This window comes from Janibacter sp. FSL W8-0316 (assembly GCF_038004165.1).
Taxonomy (GTDB): domain Bacteria; phylum Actinomycetota; class Actinomycetes; order Actinomycetales; family Dermatophilaceae; genus Janibacter; species Janibacter indicus.
In genome coordinates, this window is sequence record NZ_JBBOQX010000001.1 from 1 (window position 1) to 17,990 (window position 17,990).

The following is a 17,990-nucleotide window of genomic DNA, read 5'->3' on the forward strand; positions in this document are numbered from 1 at the left end:
CCCCCTCCACAGGGGGCGAAGGGGGTCTCGAGGCTCCTTCGTCGCACCTCGACCAGCGTGGCGAGGCGTCGCACCTCGACCAGCATGGCGAGGCGTCGCACCTCCACCACCGGCAGGAGATCGCCGAGGCGCTGCACGGGCCGACGGCGGTGAGCGGCCGGTTCGTCACAGGTGAGGGGCCCGACGCCGTCGACGTGCTGCCGGAGGAGTGGGCCGGCGACGCCATCACCTCGCAGGTGCCGACGACGCTCGGCCCGGGCGGGCAGACCTCGTGGATCAGCGGCTGCGAGGTGCCTGGCGTGGGCTTCATCCCGGCCGACGTCGTCGCGGCCCTGACGACACGCCTCGAGACCAAGGTCTCGCGAGCCCTCATCGACGCCCGGACCGGCGTGCTCGTCGAGACCTCCAACCCCCGCTACGTCGTCACCGACTCGATGCGCGAGTTCGTCGCGGCTCGCGACGAGACCTGCCGAATGTGGGGCTGCAACCGTCGGGTTCTCGCCGGTTGCGCCGGTCTCGGCGCCGATCTGGACCACGCGGTGCCCCACCCGCAGGGCCCGTCGTGCCCGAGCAACCTGTCAGGTCTGTGCCGCCACCACCACCGGCTCAAGCACTCGCCCCGCTGGTCGCACACCCTCCACGAGGACGGCCGCACCGAGTGGACCAGCCCGACCGGGGTCGCGGCGAGCGCCCATCCGGCGCACTGGGTGCACTCCCTCGACGAGGGGGAGCGGCCCCCTTCGCCCCCTGTGGAGGGGGCAAGCCGCCCGACCTACGTCCTCGACGAGGACGAGGAGCTGGCCAACCTCTTCACCCGGCCGAGCCTGCCGGAGGTCGACTACTCGCAGCCCGCCCCCTTCTGAGCCACGGCGGCCGGCGAGGTCGCTACCTTGACCACATGCCACGTCTGATCCCTGACGACCCGCGCTTCACGACCGAGTCGGAGCGGGTGGTGTGGGAGCGGCTGCGCGACTCCCTTCGCCCGCAGGACACGCTCATCGCCAACCTGCGGCTCACCGACACCCGCAAGGACCACGAGGCCGATCTCGTCGTCGTCATGCCCGACGTCGGGGTCGTCGCCGTCGAGGTCAAGGGCACGGGCGTGCGGATCGACGACGGGCAGTGGACGATCCGTCGCCACGGCAAGCGGGTGCCGATCGACCCCGTGGGGCAGGCCCGGGACACGCGCTACGCGATCCGGCAGTACGTCGAGTCGGACCGCCGGTGGGCGGACTCGTCCCGCAGCAAGGTGCGCTTCGCGCACGCGGTCGTCACCCCCTTCGTCGGTCTGGGGTTGGACTTCGACCTGCCGGACTGCCCGCGGTGGATGATCCACGACCGCGACGACCTCGACGACCTGGCCGCGCGCCTGGCCGACATCCCGCTCGGCTTCGAGACCCACTGCCGGGTGCCGACCGAGGACGACTGCGAGGTCGTCGTCGACATCCTCACCGCCCGCGGCACGTCCGCCGTGCCCACCGTCGCCGACGAGGCCGACGAGCGGGAGGCCAGGGCCGACCGGCTCACCCAGGAGCAGTCGCTCGTCCTCGACGTCACCCGACTGCTGCGCCGAGTCGAGATCCGTGGGGGAGCGGGCAGTGGCAAGACCGTCCTCGCGCTGACGCAGGCCAAGCAGCTGACCGCCGGCCACCGTGGTCGCACGTCCGAGCGCGTCGCGCTGCTCTGCTACTCCATCGGTCTGGCCACCTGGTTCAAGCGCGAGGTCGCGAGCTGGCCGCACCGGCAGCGCCCGGCCTTCGTCGGGACCTTCGAGGAGCTCGGCAACCGGTGGGGCGTGCCCTCGGGCTCCCGCGAGGACCCCGCCTACTGGGAGGAGACCATGCCGCGTCTCATGGCCGAGCGCGCCGCGGAGCTGCCGCCGGGGGAGCGCTTCGACTCCTTCGTCGTCGACGAGGCCCAGGACTTCGCCGAGTCGTGGTGGCAGCCGCTCGTCGGCGCCCTCACCGACGAGACGGAGGGCGGGCTCTTCCTCTACTCCGACGAGAACCAGCGCATCTTCCAGCGCTTCGGCCGGCCCCCGGTCCCGCTCGTGCCCCTCGTCCTGGACCACAACCTGCGCAACACCAAGCAGATCGCCGAGGTCTTCCGTCCGCTGGCCCCGCTACGGATGCGGCTCGAAGGGGGCGACGGTCCCGCCGTCGTCTTCGTCCAGTCCCCGTCCACCGCAGCCCTCGACGTCGCCGACGACCAGGTCGACGTCCTGCTCGACGAGGGCTGGGACCCCGGCCACGTCGCCCTGCTCACCACGGGCCGGCGACACCCGGTCCAGATCGAGCGCCAGGACGAGCTCGGGCAGCGCGGCTACTGGGACACCTTCTGGGACAACGAGGACGTCTTCTACGGCCACGTCCTCGGGGCGAAGGGGATGGAACGTCGCGCCGTCGTGCTCTGTATCAACGAGTCCGGTCACACCGACCGCTTCCGTGAGCGCCTCTACGTCGGGCTGTCGAGGGCCACCGACCGACTCGTCGTCGTGGGTGACCTCGAGGTCATCGCCCGGGCCGGCGAGCAGGTGGCGCGGGCCCTGGAGGGCAGCGGGTAGCATCGCGGCGAACCACCAAGGGGGACAAGGATGACCGAGCACAAACCGGGTTGGTACGAGCACCAGGGAGAGCGGCGCTACTGGGACGGCACCCAGTGGACCCACAGCGCATCCGCACCCGCCCCGTCCCCGGCCGCTGCACCCCCGCCGCCGACGACCGGGCAGGTCGTGCCCTACGCGCCGCCTCCCGCCTACGGGGCTCCCCACCCGGGTGCCGTGCCCGTCGCCCGCAAGGAGCCGGCCATCGCACTCGTCGTCTCCTTCCTCATCCCCGGTGTGGGATCGATGATGAACGGCGACGTGGGGCCCGGGATCGGGTTCCTCGGGCTCTGGCTCTTCGGACTCGTGCTGGTGATCTGCCTCGGCTGGATCCTCGTCGGCTTCATCGGAGTGCCGCTCATGCTCGTCGCCTGGGGCTGGGGCATGTACCACGCCTACCAGGGAGCCGTGGACTTCAACCGCCGCAACGGCTACGCCAACTGACCGACCTTTCGGGGCGTGGGGAGTTCTCCCCATGCTGGACCTGCGGAACCGCAGGTACGCTTGCCCCAGCAATCACTGCATTCGAGAGATATGGAGGGGGCCTCGATGAGTTCCTGGGCTGCCGGTTGGTATCAGGATCCTGAGCAGCAGGGTCAGATCCGCTATTGGGACGGTCATGGATGGACTGAGCACCGTCAGGCGACGCCCGAGGGCTTCGGGGTCGGCCAGCCCGGTCCCGACGCGTCGGGCACGGGCACGCGCCAGGACACCGTGGGTGACACCAGCGAGGTTGACGAGGCCACCCGCGTGCGCCCCAGCGCCGACCGCGCCCCCGAGACCGAGGCCATCTCGACCAATGAGGCTGCCGGCTACGGTGCCGCCTCCTCATACGGTCAGCAGGAGCAGGGCTACGGCCAGACGTCCTACGGTCAGCAGGAGCAGGGCTACGGCCAGTCGTCCTACGGTCAGCAGGAGCAGGGCTACGGCGCCTCCTCCTACGGCCAGTCCGGCTACGGCCAGGACCAGTCCGCCTACGGCCAGCAGTCGCCCTACGCCCAGCAGGGTGGTTACGACCAGCAGCAGGGTGGCTACGGTCAGCCCGCCTACGCGGCGGCCGGCCAGGGTGGCCAGCCCGGCGGCGGCAAGAGCAAGCTCCCGTGGATCATCGGCGCGGGCGTCGTCGGCCTCGTCCTGATCGTCGTCCTCGGCTTCGTCGGCTTCTCGCTGCTGAGCGGCGGCGATGACGACGACACCGCCTCGCCGAGCAGCACCTCGCAGACGGACTCGCCGACCGACACGCCGACGGACTCCTCGACGACCGACACCACGACGACCGACCCGAGCTCGTCGAGCTCCTCCTCGACGTCAGACGACCCGGGCACGAGCATCCTCGACAACCGCAACAAGGCGGCCGAGTGGAACAAGAAGTACACCGGCAGCGGCAAGGCCTTCATCGGCGTCCCCGCCGGTGACGGTGCCGGTCTCGTCGAGTTCACCCACAAGGGCGACAAGTACGACAGCCTGACGATCAAGGGCACCGACGGCAACGGCCGCAGCTCCGAGTACGTCCTCACCGCGTCCAACGCGGACAAGGGCACCGTCGCCTACAACCTCACCAACTACTCGGCCTCCACTTCGCGCATCGAGATGGACTCCGAGGGTGACTGGTCGGTCAAGTTCATCCGGATCAGCCAGGCCCCCGACTTCGGCACCACGCAGAAGGGCAGCGGCCCCAACGTCTTCAAGTGGGACGGCAAGCGCAGCGACCTGTCGGCCAAGTACACCCAGCCCGCCGACTCCTTCATCGGCAGCTTCCGTGTCCAGGCCGTCGGCGCCAAGGACTACCCGGACCGCCTGATCAGCGAGTACGACAACTACGACGGCACGACGACGGTCCAGGACGGGACCAAGTACCTCATCGTCGAGGCCGCCGGGGACTACACCCTCACCAAGAAGTAGGCCCGGTCACCACGCCGAAGGGCGGTGCTCACCTCACGGGAGCACCGCCCTTCGTCATGTCGTGGGCGCGCCGGTCAGCACTCGATGACGTTGACGGCCAGGCCGCCGCGCGCCGTCTCCTTGTACTTGACCTTCATGTCGCGGCCGGTCTCGCGCATCGTCTTGACGACCTTGTCGAGGGAGACGACGTGCGAGCCGTCGCCGCGCAGCGCGGTGCGCGCGGCCGTGATCGCCTTGACCGAGGCGACGGCATTGCGCTCGATGCACGGGATCTGCACGAGGCCACCGACGGGGTCGCAGGTCAGGCCGAGGTTGTGCTCCATGCCGATCTCCGCGGCATTTTCGACCTGGGCGGGGGAGCCGCCGAGCACCGCGGCCATCGCGCCCGCGGCCATCGAGCACGCCGACCCGACCTCGCCCTGGCAGCCGACCTCGGCGCCGGAGATCGACGCATTTTCCTTGTAGATCACGCCGATCGCGGCGGCCGTGAGCAGGAAGCGGCAGATGCCGTCGTCGTCGGCCCCCGGCACGAAGTCGGTGTAGTAGCGCAGCACGGCCGGGATGATGCCCGCGGCGCCGTTGGTCGGGGCGGTGACGACGCGGCCGCCCGCCGCATTTTCTTCGTTGACGGCCAGCGCGTAGAGACACAGCCAGTCCATGCCGCGAAGGGGGTCGTCGCTGCGGCCCTCGGTGCGCAGCCGCTGGTGCAGCTGGGGTGCACGACGGCGGACCTTGAGCCCACCGGGCAGGACCCCTTCGGTGCGCATGCCGTTGTCGATGCACTCGCGCATCACCGACCAGATGTGCAGCAGCTCTTTGCGGACTTCCGCCTCGGCGCGCCAGGACAGCTCGTTGTCGAGCATGACCTGCGAGATCGACAGCCCGGTCTCCGCGCAGATCGCCAGCAGCTGGTCGCCGGTGGTGAAGGGGTGCTTGACCGGGGTGGTGTCGGCGACGATCCGGGTCGAGCCGGACGCGTCCTCGCCGACGACGAAGCCGCCGCCCACGGAGTAGTAGGTGTGCGCCGAGACCGGGGCGTCGTCGCTCTCGCCCCAGGCGGTGAAGGTCATGCCGTTGGGGTGCAGGGGCAGCGACTTGCGCCGGTGGAGGATCAGGTCGTCGTCCTCGACGAAGTCGATCTCGTGCTCGCCGAGCAGGCTCACCCGGCGGGCGGCGCGGATCTGCTCGAGGGTGCCGGTCACGGTGCGCGGGTCGCACAGCTCGGGACGCTCGCCGCTGAGGCCGAGCAGGACCGCGGTGGCCGACCCGTGGCCGTGCCCGGTCGCGCCGAGCGAGCCGAAGAGCTCGGCCCGCACCCGCCGCACCTGCGGCAGCAGCCCCTCGTCGCGCAGCCCCTCGACGAACATCACGGCCGCGCGCATCGGGCCGACGGTGTGCGAGCTCGAGGGGCCGATGCCGATCGAGAAGAGGTCGAAGACACTGAGTGCCACAGGGGTCTCCCGGGGGGTCGTCGTGGGGCCGGCGACGGGGTGGGTCGCGGTGCCGCCCGTCACACTACCCGCGTCTCGCTCCTTGGACGGGTGCTGTGGAAAAGCTCGCGGAGGCGACCTCGCACGTGGCCATGATGAAGGGCATGACCTACGACGACCTGCCGGCCGACTGGCCACAGCGACCACTCACCGACCCCACCCTCACCGCCGACGTCGTGGACCTCGTCGTGCGGGAGACCGACCGCGCGGAGGGGTGCCTCGGCATCCTGCTGTGCAACCACGAGCACCGCCTCGTGCAGCCCCTGACGATCAACGACATCGACGACGTCCCGGCCCACGAGCGGCGCCGCCCCTTCGACCTCTTCATGAGCGGCTTCGGCGACCGGCTCGGTGGCATCGTCGTCGCCGTCGGTCGCCCACGGGGCTATGTCCCCGACGACGTCGCCCGCGGCTGGCACGAGGCAGCGATCGCCGCGAGCCGGGAGCACGACGTGCCCCTGCTCGGCACCTACCTGGCGACCGTGCACGCGGTCATCGAGATGCCCCGGTGGACCGGGCTGGCGGCCGCGGGCTAGAGCTCTGCGGCGATCGCGGCGCCGATGGCCGCGGCAAAGCCCTCCGGGTCCTCGTGGGCCGCCGGCCCCTCCGGCACGATGACGTCGACCGTCCCGTCCTCGCGCATCTGCGCGGCGCCGACACGCTGGCGCGCGGCGAGCAGCGCGGCGTGCTCGGTGTCCTTGAAGACGATCGCGCTCGCGCCCTCGGGCGGCAGCGGTGAGAGCCAGGCATTGCCGGCGGCGATGATCCGCCGGGCCGGCAGCAGCGCGAGAGCCCCGCCTCCGGTGCCCTCACCGAGCAGCACCGACACGCTCGGCACCGTGAGGGCGGTCATGTCGGAGATCGAGCGGGCGATCTCGCCGGCGAGGGCGCCCTCCTCGGCGTTGGGGGACAGGTCGGCACCCGGGGTGTCGATGACCGTGACGAGCGGCAGTCCGAGCTCGGTTGCCATCCGCATGCCGCGCCGCGCCTCGCGCAGCGCGGCCGGGCCCATCGACTGCGCGACCTGGTAGCGCCGGTCCTGGCCGACGAGCACGCACGGGCGCCCGCCGAAGGACGCCAGCGCGAGCATGACGCCCTTGTCCGACTCCCCGTAGCCGGTGCCGTTGAGCGGGATGACGTCGTCGGCGGCGTGCCGCAGCAGCTCACGCACGCCCGGGCGGTCCTCGCGCCGCGTGGTCTCGATGGCCTCCCAGAGACGAGCAACCTCCCCTTCGTCCGGCTCCGGACGGGAGACGAAGGGGGTGATCGGCCACGCGGGGTGGTCGGCGGGGTCGGCGGTGCGCTCGGTGGTCGTCGACAGCAGGGTCAGGGCGCGAGCAGCGATCTCGGCGAGGCCCTCGACGGGGACGACGGCGTCGACGATGCCCTTGTCGACGAGGTTTTCGGCGACCTGCACGCCCTCGGGGAAGGGCACGCCGTTGACCGTCTCGTAGACGACCGGGCCGAGGAAACCGATGAGCGCGCCCGGCTCGGCGATCGTCATGTGGCCGAGGGACCCCCACGAGGCGAAGACGCCACCGGTCGTCGGGTGACGCAGGTAGACGAGGTAGGGCAGGCCGGCGGCCTTGTGCGCGACGACCGCCGCGGAGATGTCGATCATCGTCACGAAGGCCGGCGTGCCCTCCTGCATCCGAGTGCCGCCGCTCGAGGTGGCGGCCACGAGGGGGAGCCGCTCGGTCGTCGCCCGGCGGATCGCCGCGACGATCCGGGCCGCCGCGGCCCGGCCGATGGACCCGCCGAGGAAGCGGAACTCGCCGACGACGAGGGCGACGTCGTGACCCTGGATGCTCGCCCGCCCGGTGAGGACGGACTCGTCGGTGCCGGCCCGCTCGGCGGCCGCGTCGACGGCGGCGCGGTAGTCGGGGGACAGGGCCGTCAGGTCGATGGGCTCGTCCCACGAGACATAGCTGCCCTCGTCGACGACGGAGGCGATGAGCTGATGGGCACCCGGGCGCTGGTCACTCATGGCAGTGATCGTCCCAGCCGCGGCGCTGGGTACCCTTGCCCGGTGCTTGTGCCGTTGACCACTGTCGTGATCGTCGCGGTCGGCGTGCTCGGACTCCTGGCCCTGGCCTACCTGATCATCGACCGGCTCGTCGACGACCTCATGCTGCTCGTGACCGCCGTCCTCGAGCTGGCCCTCGTCGCCCTCGTCGTCGCCAGCGCGATCGCCATGGGCAAGGTGTCGGGGGAGGGCGAGGGCGCGACGATGCTCGCCTACGCGCTCACCCTGCCGATCCTGCCGCCGATCGTCGTCTTCATCGCCCTGAAGGAGAAGACCCGCTGGGCGATGGGCGTCGTCCTCGCCGGCGCCTTCACCGTCGGCGTCATGGCCTACCGCATCCTGCAGATCTGGCAGACCCATGGCCCCGCCTGAGGTGCGCACGGGCACCGGACCCGGCCGGGTCGTCGTCGCCGTCTATGCCGTCCTCGCGCTCGCGGCCACGGGCCGCTCGGTCCTGCAGATCACCCAGTACCTCAACCGGGCACCGCTGGCCTACGTGCTCTCGGCGCTCGCGGCCGTCATCTACGTCGTCGCGACCGTGGCCCTGGCGAAGGGGGGAGCCTCCGGCGCCCGCCTGGCGACGGCGGCGATCACGGTCGAGGCGGTCGGCGTGCTCACGGTCGGGACCCTGTCCTACGTGCGACCGGAGCTCTTCCCGGACAAGACCGTGTGGTCCCACTTCGGGTCCGGCTACGGCTACCTGCCGCTCGTCCTCCCCTTCGTCGGCCTGTGGTGGATCCACCGTGTGAGACGCGCCTGATCGGCGACGCGAGCATCTCCTAGTCTTGCGACAGGTCTTGAGCGCCAGCGCGAAGCCCCGGCTCGCTGGCCGGCAACCCTCCTCCGCGGTGGGGTGCCCCGGGAGACGACCTGGTCCGCGACGACCGTCGCGGTCAAGCGCGCACAGCACAGGAGCACCACCATGACCGATCCCTCCACCTGGAGCTTCGACACCCGTCAGATCCACGCCGGCCAGGCACCCGACCCCACGACGGGCTCGCGGGCGCTGCCGATCCACGCGACGACCTCCTACGCCTTCAAGGACACCGAGCACGCGGCAAACCTGTTCGCGCTCAAGGAGTTCGGCAACATCTACACGCGGATCATGAACCCCACCCAGGACGCGGTGGAGCAGAAGATCGCTGCGCTCGAGGGCGGCGTCGGGGCCCTGCTCACCGCGTCGGGGATGTCCGCGACGCACCTGGCCCTGGTCAACATCGCCGAGGCCGGTGACCACATCGTCGCCAGCGCCGCGCTCTACGGCGGCACGGTCAACCTGCTGAAGTTCACCCTCGCGAAGTTCGGCATCGAGACGACCCTCGTCGAGGACCCGAGCGACCTCGAGCAGTGGCGCGCGGCGGTCAAGCCCAACACCAAGGTCTTCTTCGGCGAGACCATCGGCAACCCCAAGCCGGTCGTCCTCGACATCGCCGGCATCGCCGAGATCGCCCACGAGGCCGGCGTGCCGCTCGTCGTCGACAACACGATCGCCACGCCCTACGTGCTGCGCCCGATCGAGCACGGCGCCGACGTCGTCGTCCACTCGGCGACGAAGTACCTCGGTGGCCACGGCACCGCGATCGCCGGCGTCATCGTCGACGCCGGGAAGTTCGACTACGCGGCCGACCCGGACAAGTTCCCCAACTACAACCAGCCCGACCCGAGCTACCACGGGCTGCGCTTCGGGCCCGACCTCGGCGTCAATGGTGCCCTCGGGGCCAACCTGTCCTTCATCCTCAAGGCGCGCGTGCAGCTGCTGCGGGACATCGGTCCGGCGATCTCGCCCTTCAACGCCTTCCTCATCGGGCAGGGTATCGAGACGCTCAGCCTGCGCATCGAGCGCCACCTCGACAACACCCGCAAGGTCGTCGACTTCCTCTCGGGGCACCCGCAGGTCGAGGCGGTCAACTGGGCGTCCATCGAGGGTTCCGCGAGCTTCGAGCAGGCGCAGCGCTACACGCCGAAGGGGGCCGGTGCCGTCATCTCCTTCGAGATCGCCGGCGGCCTCGAGGCGGGCAAGAAGTTCGTCGAGGGGCTCACCCTGCACAGCCACCTGGCCAACATCGGCGACGTGCGCTCGCTCGTCATCCACCCGGCGTCGACGACCCACTCCCAGGGGCCGGAGGAGGACCGCCTCGCTGCGGGCGTGACCCCCGGCCTCGTTCGTCTGGCGGTCGGTCTCGAGAGCATCGAGGACATCGTCGCCGACCTCGAGGAGGGCTTCGCCGCCGCGAAGTGATCTTCGCTCCCTGAGGAGCGCCGAGGGGCCTGTGGAAATCTCCACGGGCCCCTCGGCGCTTTTTCCTAGCGTTGGGGCATGGGAACGCGCCAAGCCTTCAGGATCTCCTCGACCGGCATCGACGGGCTCGGTCATCAGCTCGCCAACATCGCCGACTACCTCGAGGTGGCGGCGACCTACACGCGTGACGGCCACGACGACACCTACGGATTCCCCACCGTGACCGGGTGGGGGGCCATGGACGGAGTCCTGGGTGACTACGAGCTCGACCGCATCCGTCTGTGCAAGGAGCTGCGCAACCTCCGCACCCTGGCGCGTGACGCCGGTGGGTGCTTCCTGATCACCGAGCGTGACATCACCTCGCGGAACCGGGGTATCGAGTGAGGTACTTCGTCAGCGACTACGGACTCGAGGACGCCAGTCCGGCTGACCTTCGAAGCTGGGCGCGGGACCTGCGCAACGTCGTCAACGCCATCGAGCGGACGGCCCGCCAGCTTCGTCAGCTGTCCGTCCACGGCGTGTGGGATGCACCGTCGGGTGACGCCTTCGCAGATGAGGTGGGCCGGACCCCGCGCACCCTGGACAAGGTGGCCGAGCGGCTGCGCAGTACAGCGGATGCGATCACTCCGTACGCGGACCTGCTCGAGTCCAGCAAGCGGGCCGTGATCAAGCACGACGATGCGGCAGCCGAAGCCTCCGCCACCCTCAAGGACTGCGACCGTCGGCTCAAGGAGATGCCATCCGACGACCCCGACCGACCGCGCGTCGAACGGGAGCGAGCGCGCGCGAGCACGGCACTGCTCCGAGCCGAGCGAGGGTTCGACAAGGAGCTCGAGGACGCCCGTCGCGACGAAAATCTCGTGGCGGTCAAGCTGAGTGACACCGCGAGTGCGATGGGCGACCCGAAGATGTACGACCTCTTCGAGGGCATGAGCTCCTTGGGTGAGTCGGCGAGCACGGTGGGCATCGTGGCCAAGCCCGTTGCCGTCGTCGGGGTGGCCGACCCCATGGGCACGGCAGGCCGACGCATGTTCTACGACGAGGGGTCCTACACCGAGGTGGGCAAGTCCGGCGTGGGATTCGGGCTGGACACCGTGTCTTTCGGTGCGGGCAAGGTCGCCAAGGCGGCGAAGAAGCGATTCGACGGCAGGCACGTCGACCGTGTCGACGACCTGCCGAGCAAGCCGGTTGCCATCAAGGACAACCCGATCATCAAAGCTTCTCCCACGACGTCCACGGCGACGGTGGGCAAGCGTCAGCGGGTGGTGGGCGCAGCCAAGGCCAAGGCGCAGGAGACGGTCAAGCGCAAGACGGGTCTGTCCGACGTCGAGGACGCGTTCGCAGACTGGGAGGAAGTGGCCGGTGCGGGACGTGTCGCCAAGGTGAGCGTCGTCGTCAAGCACACGGCCGCGCAGACGAAACGGGTGCAGTCGAACGTGGGGTCCGGCACCTCCGCAGCGGACCTCGTGGACGACGACACCCGGGCAGACCGCCGAGCCGCGGAGGAAGAGCGCCGTCGGGGCAGCGCCAACGATCTCGCGGCAGGGCCGGTGCTGGACCCCCAGGTCGAGCGCGTGCGATAAAGCCGTTGCGGCGCAGAGGGGGTGGTGCGAGCGTGGCGGCATGACGAGCGACATCGAGGTCACCCGGATCGACCCGAGCGACGAGAGCCAGGTCGAGGCCCTGCTCGAGCTCGACAAGCTCGTCTGGGCGGACGCCGGGCGCCGACCGCGCGAGGCGCAGCTGCGCGACACCCCGCAGCGGGCGGGTTTCATCGCCACCCGTGGGGGAGAGCCCGCCGCGACCGCGGGCTCGTGGGATGTCGAGGTCTCCGTGCCGGCTGCGGGAGGCGAGGTGGCCTCCCTTCGTCGTGCGGAGGGGCTGACCTGGATCGGGGTGCACCCCGACCACCGGCGTCGCGGCGTGCTCACCGCCGTCATGGGCCACCACCTGCGCTGGACCCGCGACGAGCAGGGGCGCTCGCTGTCCGTGCTCAATGCGTCGGAGCCCACGATCTACGGGCGCTACGGCTACGGCGTCGCGAGCACGGTGCTGCGCTCGAGCTTCGGGCGGGGCACGAGCTTCGCCGCGCCGCCGCAGGTGCGGGCGCTCGCCGACGCGACGACCCTGCACACCACGACGGCCGGCCCCGATCAGGGCGACCGGTGGCACGACATCGCCCGAGCGGCCGCCGCCACCGGCGCCGGGCAGGTCGTGCGCAGCCGCGAGGACTGCGTCCGCCTGCTCCACGACAGCCCCGAGAGCCGCGGCGACCGCGAGCCCGCCCGCCTGCTGTGGGCCACCCGCGACGGCCGTGACGTCGGCGCCGCGTACTTCCACCGGACGCCGCGCTGGTCCGACGGGCGACCCGAGGGCGAGGTGGGCGTCTTCTTCCTCGTCTCCACCGACGTCGCCGCCCGACTCGCGCTCGCCGAGCGGCTCGTCGACCTCGACCTCATGGGCAGCACCGGCTACCGGGTGACCCTCGACGACCCGCTGGTGCAGTGGCTGCCCTCGCCCCGCGCCCTGGGCGGCGGCGGTCCGACGGACAACCTCTGGCTGCGCATCGTCGACCTGCCGACCGCCGTCACCGAGCGTGGTCACGTCGCCGACCTCGACGTCGTCGTCGAGATCGGCGACGCGATCCTGCCCGAGCAGGCCGGCCGCTGGCGCTGGACCGCCACACGAGACGGTGTCGGTGCACTCGAGCGCACTGACGCAGGCGCTGACGTCACCCTCGACATCGCCGACCTCGGTGCGGTGTGGCTCGGCGGGCAGACGATCGTGGCCCGGGCGGCCGCCGGCTACGTCACCGGCGACCCGGCCTCTGTCGCGGCGCTCGACGCCGCGCTGCGCACGCCGGTCGGGCCGGTGACGACGATCGACTTCTGACCTTTCGAGACGGTCGCTTCGCGACCTCCTCAGGGATCGTGGATATCCTGCCCCCCATGCCCGAAGCCTCCCTGCGCGAACCCATCGCGGCGGAGGACCTGCACTACCCCGAGGACCTGCCGGTCGTCGCGCGCAAGGACGACATCGCCGCGGCGATGCGCGAGCACCAAGTCGTCATCGTCGCGGGGGAGACCGGGTCCGGCAAGACGACCCAGCTGCCCAAGATCGCGCTCGAGATCGGGCGCGGCCGCGAGGGGCAGATCGGCCACACCCAGCCGCGACGCATCGCCGCCCGCTCGGTGGCCGAGCGCATCGCCGAGGAGCTGCGGGTCGATCTCGGCGGCCTCGTCGGCTACCAGGTGCGCTTCGCCGACCACAGCAGCGACAGCACGGCGGTCAAGGTCATGACCGACGGGATCCTGCTCAACGAGATGCAGCGCGACCGCGACCTGCGCCGCTACGACACGATCATCATCGACGAGGCGCACGAGCGCTCGCTCAACATCGACTTCATCCTCGGCTACCTCAAGCAGCTGCTGCCGCGTCGCCCGGACCTCAAGGTCGTCATCACCTCGGCGACGATCGACCCGGAGCGCTTCGCCGCGCACTTCGCCGACGAGCAGGGCGAGCCCGCGCCGATCATCGAGGTATCCGGCCGCACCTACCCCGTCGAGGTGCGTTACCGCCCGCTTGGAGAAGATCGTGAGGACGACGATCAGGATGGGGACGTCGACCAGGTGACCGGCATCTGCCGGGCGGTCGAGGAGCTGTGGACCGAGCCCGAGTCCGGCGGCCCGCGCGATGCCCTCGTCTTTCTGTCGGGGGAGCGGGAGATCCGTGACGCGCAGGAGGCCCTCACCGGGATGCGCCTGCCCGACACCGAGATCATCCCGCTCTACGCACGCCTGTCCGCCGCCGAGCAGCACCGGGTCTTCGCGCCGCACTCCGGGCGCCGGATCGTGCTGTCCACCAACGTCGCCGAGACCTCGCTGACCGTCCCGGGCATCCGCTACGTCATCGACACCGGTACCGCGCGCATCTCCCGCTACAGCCAGCGGACCAAGGTCCAGCGCCTGCCGATCGAGCGCATCTCGCAGGCCTCGGCCAACCAGCGCGCCGGCCGCTGCGGTCGCGTCGCCGAGGGCGTGTGCATCCGGCTGTACTCGCAGGAGGACTTCGAGGCCCGCCCGGAGTTCACCGACCCCGAGATCATGCGCACCAACCTCGCCAGCGTCATCCTCCAGATGACCTCCCTCGGCCTCGGCGACGTGAGCCGCTTCCCCTTCGTCGAGCCGCCCGACTCCCGCCAGATCACCGACGGTGTCCGGCTGCTGCAGGAGCTGCAGGCCTTCGACACCACGCACCAGGCGAAGGGGGCGCGTCGCCTCACCCCGACCGGCCGGACCCTCGCCCGGCTGCCCGTCGACCCCAGGCTCGGCCGGATGCTCATCGAGGCCGACCGTCTCGGGTGCACCACCGAGGTCCTCGTCATCGTCGCCGCGATGTCGATCCAGGACCCCCGCGAGCGGCCCAGCGAGCAGCGCGCCCAGGCCGACCAGCAGCACGCCCGCTTCCGCCAGGAGGGGTCCGACTTCGCCAGCTGGTGGAACCTCTGGGTCTACCTCAAGGACCAGCAGAAGGCCTTGTCCGGCAGCGCCTTCCGCCGCATGTGCAAGCGGGAGTACATCCACTTCCTGCGTACCCGCGAGTGGCAGGACCTGCACAGCCAGCTGGTGCGTGCCGCCAAGCAGTGCAAGATCGACACCCGCCAGCGCACCTCGGCGCCCGATGCCGAACCCGACTGGGACCGCGTGCACCAGGCCCTGCTCACCGGGCTGCTCAGCCACATCGGCCTGCGCGACGAGGACAAGCGCGACTACCTCGGCGCCCGGGGTGCCCGCTTCTCCATCCAGCCCGGCACGACCAACTTCCGGCGGCAACCCCCCTTCGTCATGGCGGGGGAGCTCGTCGAGACCAGCCGGCTGTGGGCCCGCTCGTCCGCCCGCATCGACCCCGTGTGGGCCGAGCGCGCCGGCGCGCACCTCGTCAAGCGCACGTACTCCGAGCCACGGTGGAGCAAGAAGGCCGCCTCGGTCATGGCGACCGAGCGGGTCACCCTCTTCGGCGTGCCGCTCGTCGTCGGCCGGGCGGTCAGCTACGGCAAGATCGACCCGGTCGCCAGCCGCGAGCTCTTCATCCGGCACGCGCTCGTCGAGGGGGAGTGGGACGCCCACCACGACTTCCTGACGACCAACCGCAAGCTCGTGCGTCGGCTCGAGCGGCTCGAGGAGCGCGCCCGACGGCGTGACCTGCTCGTCGACGAGCAGGACGTGCTCGACTTCTACGACGAGCGCATCCCCGACCACGTCGTCTCCGGGGCGCACTTCGACAGCTGGTGGAAGAAGACGCGCCACGACCAGCCCGACCTGCTCACCCTCACCGAGGAGCTGCTCACCCGCGAGGACGCCGAGCAGGTCGACGGGCGCGACTACCCGCGGCGCTGGCGCAGCGACGGTCTCGAGCTCGCCGTGACCTACCAGTTCGAGCCAGGGACCGAGGACGACGGGGTCACGGTGCACGTGCCGGTCGCCGTGCTCAACCAGCTGGGCGCCGACGGCTTCGACTGGCAGGTCCCGGGGCTGCGCGCCGACCTCGTCACCGCGCTCATCAAGTCCCTGCCCAAGGCGACCCGGCGCCACCTGGTGCCGGCGCCGGACCACGCCCGTGCCGCGCTGACCCAGCTCGACCCCGCCGCAGGCACGTCGATCACCAGCCAGCTGTCGAGCGTCCTCGGCCGTCGCGCGGGGATCCGCATCGACGAGGGCGAGTGGGACTGGTCCAAGGTGCCCGACCACCTGCGGGTCACCTTCGCCGTCGAGGACGGCCGTCGACGGCGGCTGGGCCGAGGCAAGGATCTCGAGGAGCTGCGCGAGGGCCTCGCCGGGCACGTCCAGCAGGGCATGTCGCGGGCCGGTGCCTCCATCGAGCGCAGCGGCCTGACGACGTGGGACCTCGACGACCTCCCCGAGACCTTCTCGACGAAGACTGGCAAGCACACCGTCGTCGGTCACCCCGCCCTCGTCGACGAAGGGAGCAGCGTCGCCATCCGCGTGCTGCCCGACGAGCAGCAGGCCGCCGCGGCCCACACCGCCGGCGTACGCCGCCTGCTCCTCCTCGGCACGACCCCGCCGTGGAAGCGGGTGCTCGCCCGGCTGACCAATGCGCAGAAGCTCGCCCTCGCCGACAACCCGCACGGCTCGGTCCCCAAGCTCCTCGACGACGCGCTCGCCGCCGCCGTCGACGACATCGTCGCCCAGCACGTCACCGGGCCGGTGCGCTCGCGGGCGGCCTTCGACGAGGCCCTCGCGGCAACCCGCACCCACGTCGCCCAGCGCGTGCTCACCGCGGTCTCCGAGGTCGAGCCGGTGCTCGCCCAGCGCACCGAGGTTCTCGCGCTGCTCGACCGCATGACCGCCCCGGCGCTGGCGACGACGGTCGCCGACGTACGGGCCCAGCTCGACGGGCTCGTCCGGCCGGGCTTCATCGCCGACACCGGCCTGTCGCGGCTGCCCGACCTACGGCGCTACCTGCGCGGGATCTCCCTTCGTCTGGAGCGCGCCGCGGCCAACCCGCGCCGCGACGCCGGCCACCAGGAGGCGGTCGACGCGGTGGAGGCCGCCTACGCCGACCTGCTCGACGCGCTGCCCCCGCTGCGGCGCCGCTCGGCAGACGTCGTCGACATCGGCTGGATGATCGAGGAGCTGCGGATCTCGCTCTTCGCGCAGTCCGTCGGCACCGCCCGGACCGTCTCCGCCAAGCGGGTGCGCGCGGCGATCGCCGCGATCCCGACACCCTGACGGGGCAGGGGGAATGGCCGCGGGGCGAGCGGGGTTGCGACAATGAGTGCTTCACCGACCAGGAGGACCTGACGTGACCGAGCGCCTCTACCGCTACGAGGTCGACACCGACCCCGCGCTGCTCCAGCCCGGGCCGATGATCGTCGCCTTCGACGGCTTCTTCGACGCGGGCATGGCCCAGCGCCTGCTCGTCGACCACCTCCTCGAGGCGGGCGACCCGACCGTCGTCGCGTCCTTCGACGTCGACTCGCTCATCGACTACCGCAGCCGACGTCCGGTGATCACCTTCGACGCCAACCGCTACACCGACTACTCCGACCCGTCGCTGCTGCTCTACCACCTGCTCGACCGCGACGGGCAGACCTACTACATCCTCACCGGGCCCGAGCCGGACTACCGGTGGGAGGCCGTCGTCGACGCGGTCACGACGATCATGGACGACATGGGCATCACCCTCGCGGTGCACGCCCACGGCATCCCCATGGCCGTCCCGCACAGCCGGCCGGTCGGCATGACCGTCCACGGCTCCGACGAGCGCCTCATCGGTGAGCACAAGCCGGTCTTCGGCACCGTTCAGGTCCCGGCCTCGCTCGCCGCCCTGCTCGAGCTGCGCCTTGGCGAGAGCTCGCGCGATGCCGTCGGCTTCAGCATCCACGTGCCGCACTACCTGGCCCAGTCGACCTTCCACGACGGCGCGCTCACCGCGCTCAACGCCATCGTCGACTGCACCGGCCTCAACCTGCCCAACGACGCGCTCGCCGAGGCTGCGCGCGAGGGGCGGATGCAGATCGAGCGCGAGATCGAGGACAACGACGAGGTCCGCGAGGCCGTCCAGGCCCTCGAGCGTCAGTACGACGTGCACCTGCGTGGCCTCGAGCGGCCCAGCCTGCTCGCGGGCGAAGGGGAGGACCTGCCCTCTGCGGACGAGCTCGGCGCGGAGTTCGAGGACTTCCTGCGCACGGTCGACGACTCGGAGCAGTAG

The 17,990-nt window shown here is 71.1% G+C and carries 14 protein-coding genes, 1 pseudogene and 1 riboswitch; of the genes and pseudogenes, 13 read left to right on the forward strand and 2 right to left on the reverse strand.

All coding sequences use genetic code 11. The features are described from left to right. From NYE39_RS00005 to NYE39_RS00020, 4 genes are all read left to right on the forward strand, one after another. On the forward strand, positions 1-863 hold an 863-nt coding region (locus NYE39_RS00005), incomplete at its 5' end, for an HNH endonuclease signature motif containing protein (protein ID WP_341011515.1). 35 nt (positions 864-898) lie between these two features. Further along, positions 899-2,563, forward strand: a complete 1,665-nt coding sequence (locus NYE39_RS00010) for an NERD domain-containing protein (protein WP_341011516.1) — start codon at positions 899-901, stop codon at positions 2,561-2,563. A gap of 30 nt (positions 2,564-2,593) precedes the next feature. Next, positions 2,594-3,046, forward strand: coding sequence for a hypothetical protein (locus NYE39_RS00015; RefSeq protein WP_083546043.1), 453 nt, complete (start codon positions 2,594-2,596; stop codon positions 3,044-3,046). Positions 3,047-3,151: 105 nt separating this feature from the next. After that, positions 3,152-4,504 carry a DUF2510 domain-containing protein gene (locus NYE39_RS00020; RefSeq protein WP_341011517.1) on the forward strand — a complete coding sequence of 451 codons (1,353 nt, stop codon included), beginning with the start codon at positions 3,152-3,154 and terminating at the stop codon, positions 4,502-4,504. Between the two features lie 74 nt (positions 4,505-4,578). On the opposite strand, the gene NYE39_RS00025 is transcribed toward NYE39_RS00020, so the two are convergent. Continuing rightward, the gene (locus NYE39_RS00025) at positions 4,579-5,955 is read right to left on the reverse strand and encodes an L-serine ammonia-lyase (protein ID WP_341011518.1); all 1,377 of its coding nucleotides are present in this window, start codon (positions 5,953-5,955) and stop codon (positions 4,579-4,581) included. Between the two features lie 143 nt (positions 5,956-6,098). Between NYE39_RS00025 and NYE39_RS00030 the strand changes: the two genes are divergently transcribed. After that, on the forward strand, positions 6,099-6,530 hold the full coding sequence (locus tag NYE39_RS00030; RefSeq protein ID WP_143445493.1) for a hypothetical protein: 432 nt from the start codon (positions 6,099-6,101) through the stop codon (positions 6,528-6,530). Here the strand turns inward: NYE39_RS00030 and NYE39_RS00035 are convergent. Next, positions 6,527-7,981 carry a carboxyl transferase domain-containing protein gene (locus NYE39_RS00035; RefSeq protein WP_341011519.1) on the reverse strand — a complete coding sequence of 485 codons (1,455 nt, stop codon included), beginning with the start codon at positions 7,979-7,981 and terminating at the stop codon, positions 6,527-6,529. The genes NYE39_RS00030 and NYE39_RS00035 overlap by 4 nt on opposite strands. Before the next feature lie 54 nt (positions 7,982-8,035). On the opposite strand from NYE39_RS00035, the gene NYE39_RS00040 reads away from it, so the two are divergent. The 8 genes and pseudogenes from NYE39_RS00040 (at position 8,036) to NYE39_RS00075 (ending at position 17,990) form a co-directional block, all read left to right on the forward strand. Beyond that, on the forward strand, positions 8,036-8,392 hold the full coding sequence (locus NYE39_RS00040) for a hypothetical protein (protein WP_143445492.1): 357 nt from the start codon (positions 8,036-8,038) through the stop codon (positions 8,390-8,392). After that, on the forward strand, positions 8,379-8,780 hold the full coding sequence (locus tag NYE39_RS00045) for a hypothetical protein (RefSeq protein WP_341011520.1): 402 nt from the start codon (positions 8,379-8,381) through the stop codon (positions 8,778-8,780). Before NYE39_RS00040 ends, NYE39_RS00045 begins: the two co-directional genes overlap by 14 nt. 33 nt (positions 8,781-8,813) lie before the next feature. Then, positions 8,814-8,926, forward strand: a riboswitch (SAM riboswitch). After that, a pseudogene (locus NYE39_RS00050) lies at positions 8,886-10,259 on the forward strand (bifunctional o-acetylhomoserine/o-acetylserine sulfhydrylase); the annotation flags it as partial. Its footprint overlaps the riboswitch before it by 41 nt. Positions 10,260-10,337: 78 nt before the next feature. Beyond that, positions 10,338-10,643 (forward strand): hypothetical protein, encoded by a 306-nt coding sequence (locus NYE39_RS00055; RefSeq protein ID WP_341011521.1) that lies wholly within the window; start codon positions 10,338-10,340, stop codon positions 10,641-10,643. Then, positions 10,640-11,842: a WXG100 family type VII secretion target gene (locus NYE39_RS00060; RefSeq protein ID WP_341011522.1), complete on the forward strand. Its 1,203-nt coding sequence runs from the start codon at positions 10,640-10,642 to the stop codon at positions 11,840-11,842. Before NYE39_RS00055 ends, NYE39_RS00060 begins: the two co-directional genes overlap by 4 nt. Positions 11,843-11,882: 40 nt before the next feature. Then, the gene (locus NYE39_RS00065; protein WP_341011523.1) at positions 11,883-13,151 is read left to right on the forward strand and encodes a GNAT family N-acetyltransferase; all 1,269 of its coding nucleotides are present in this window, start codon (positions 11,883-11,885) and stop codon (positions 13,149-13,151) included. Between the two features lie 56 nt (positions 13,152-13,207). Further along, complete coding sequence (gene hrpA, locus NYE39_RS00070; RefSeq protein WP_341011524.1) at positions 13,208-17,008, forward strand: ATP-dependent RNA helicase HrpA; 3,801 nt, start codon at positions 13,208-13,210, stop codon at positions 17,006-17,008. Positions 17,009-17,081: 73 nt separating this feature from the next. Then, positions 17,082-17,990: a proteasome assembly chaperone family protein gene (locus NYE39_RS00075; protein WP_072624261.1), complete on the forward strand. Its 909-nt coding sequence runs from the start codon at positions 17,082-17,084 to the stop codon at positions 17,988-17,990.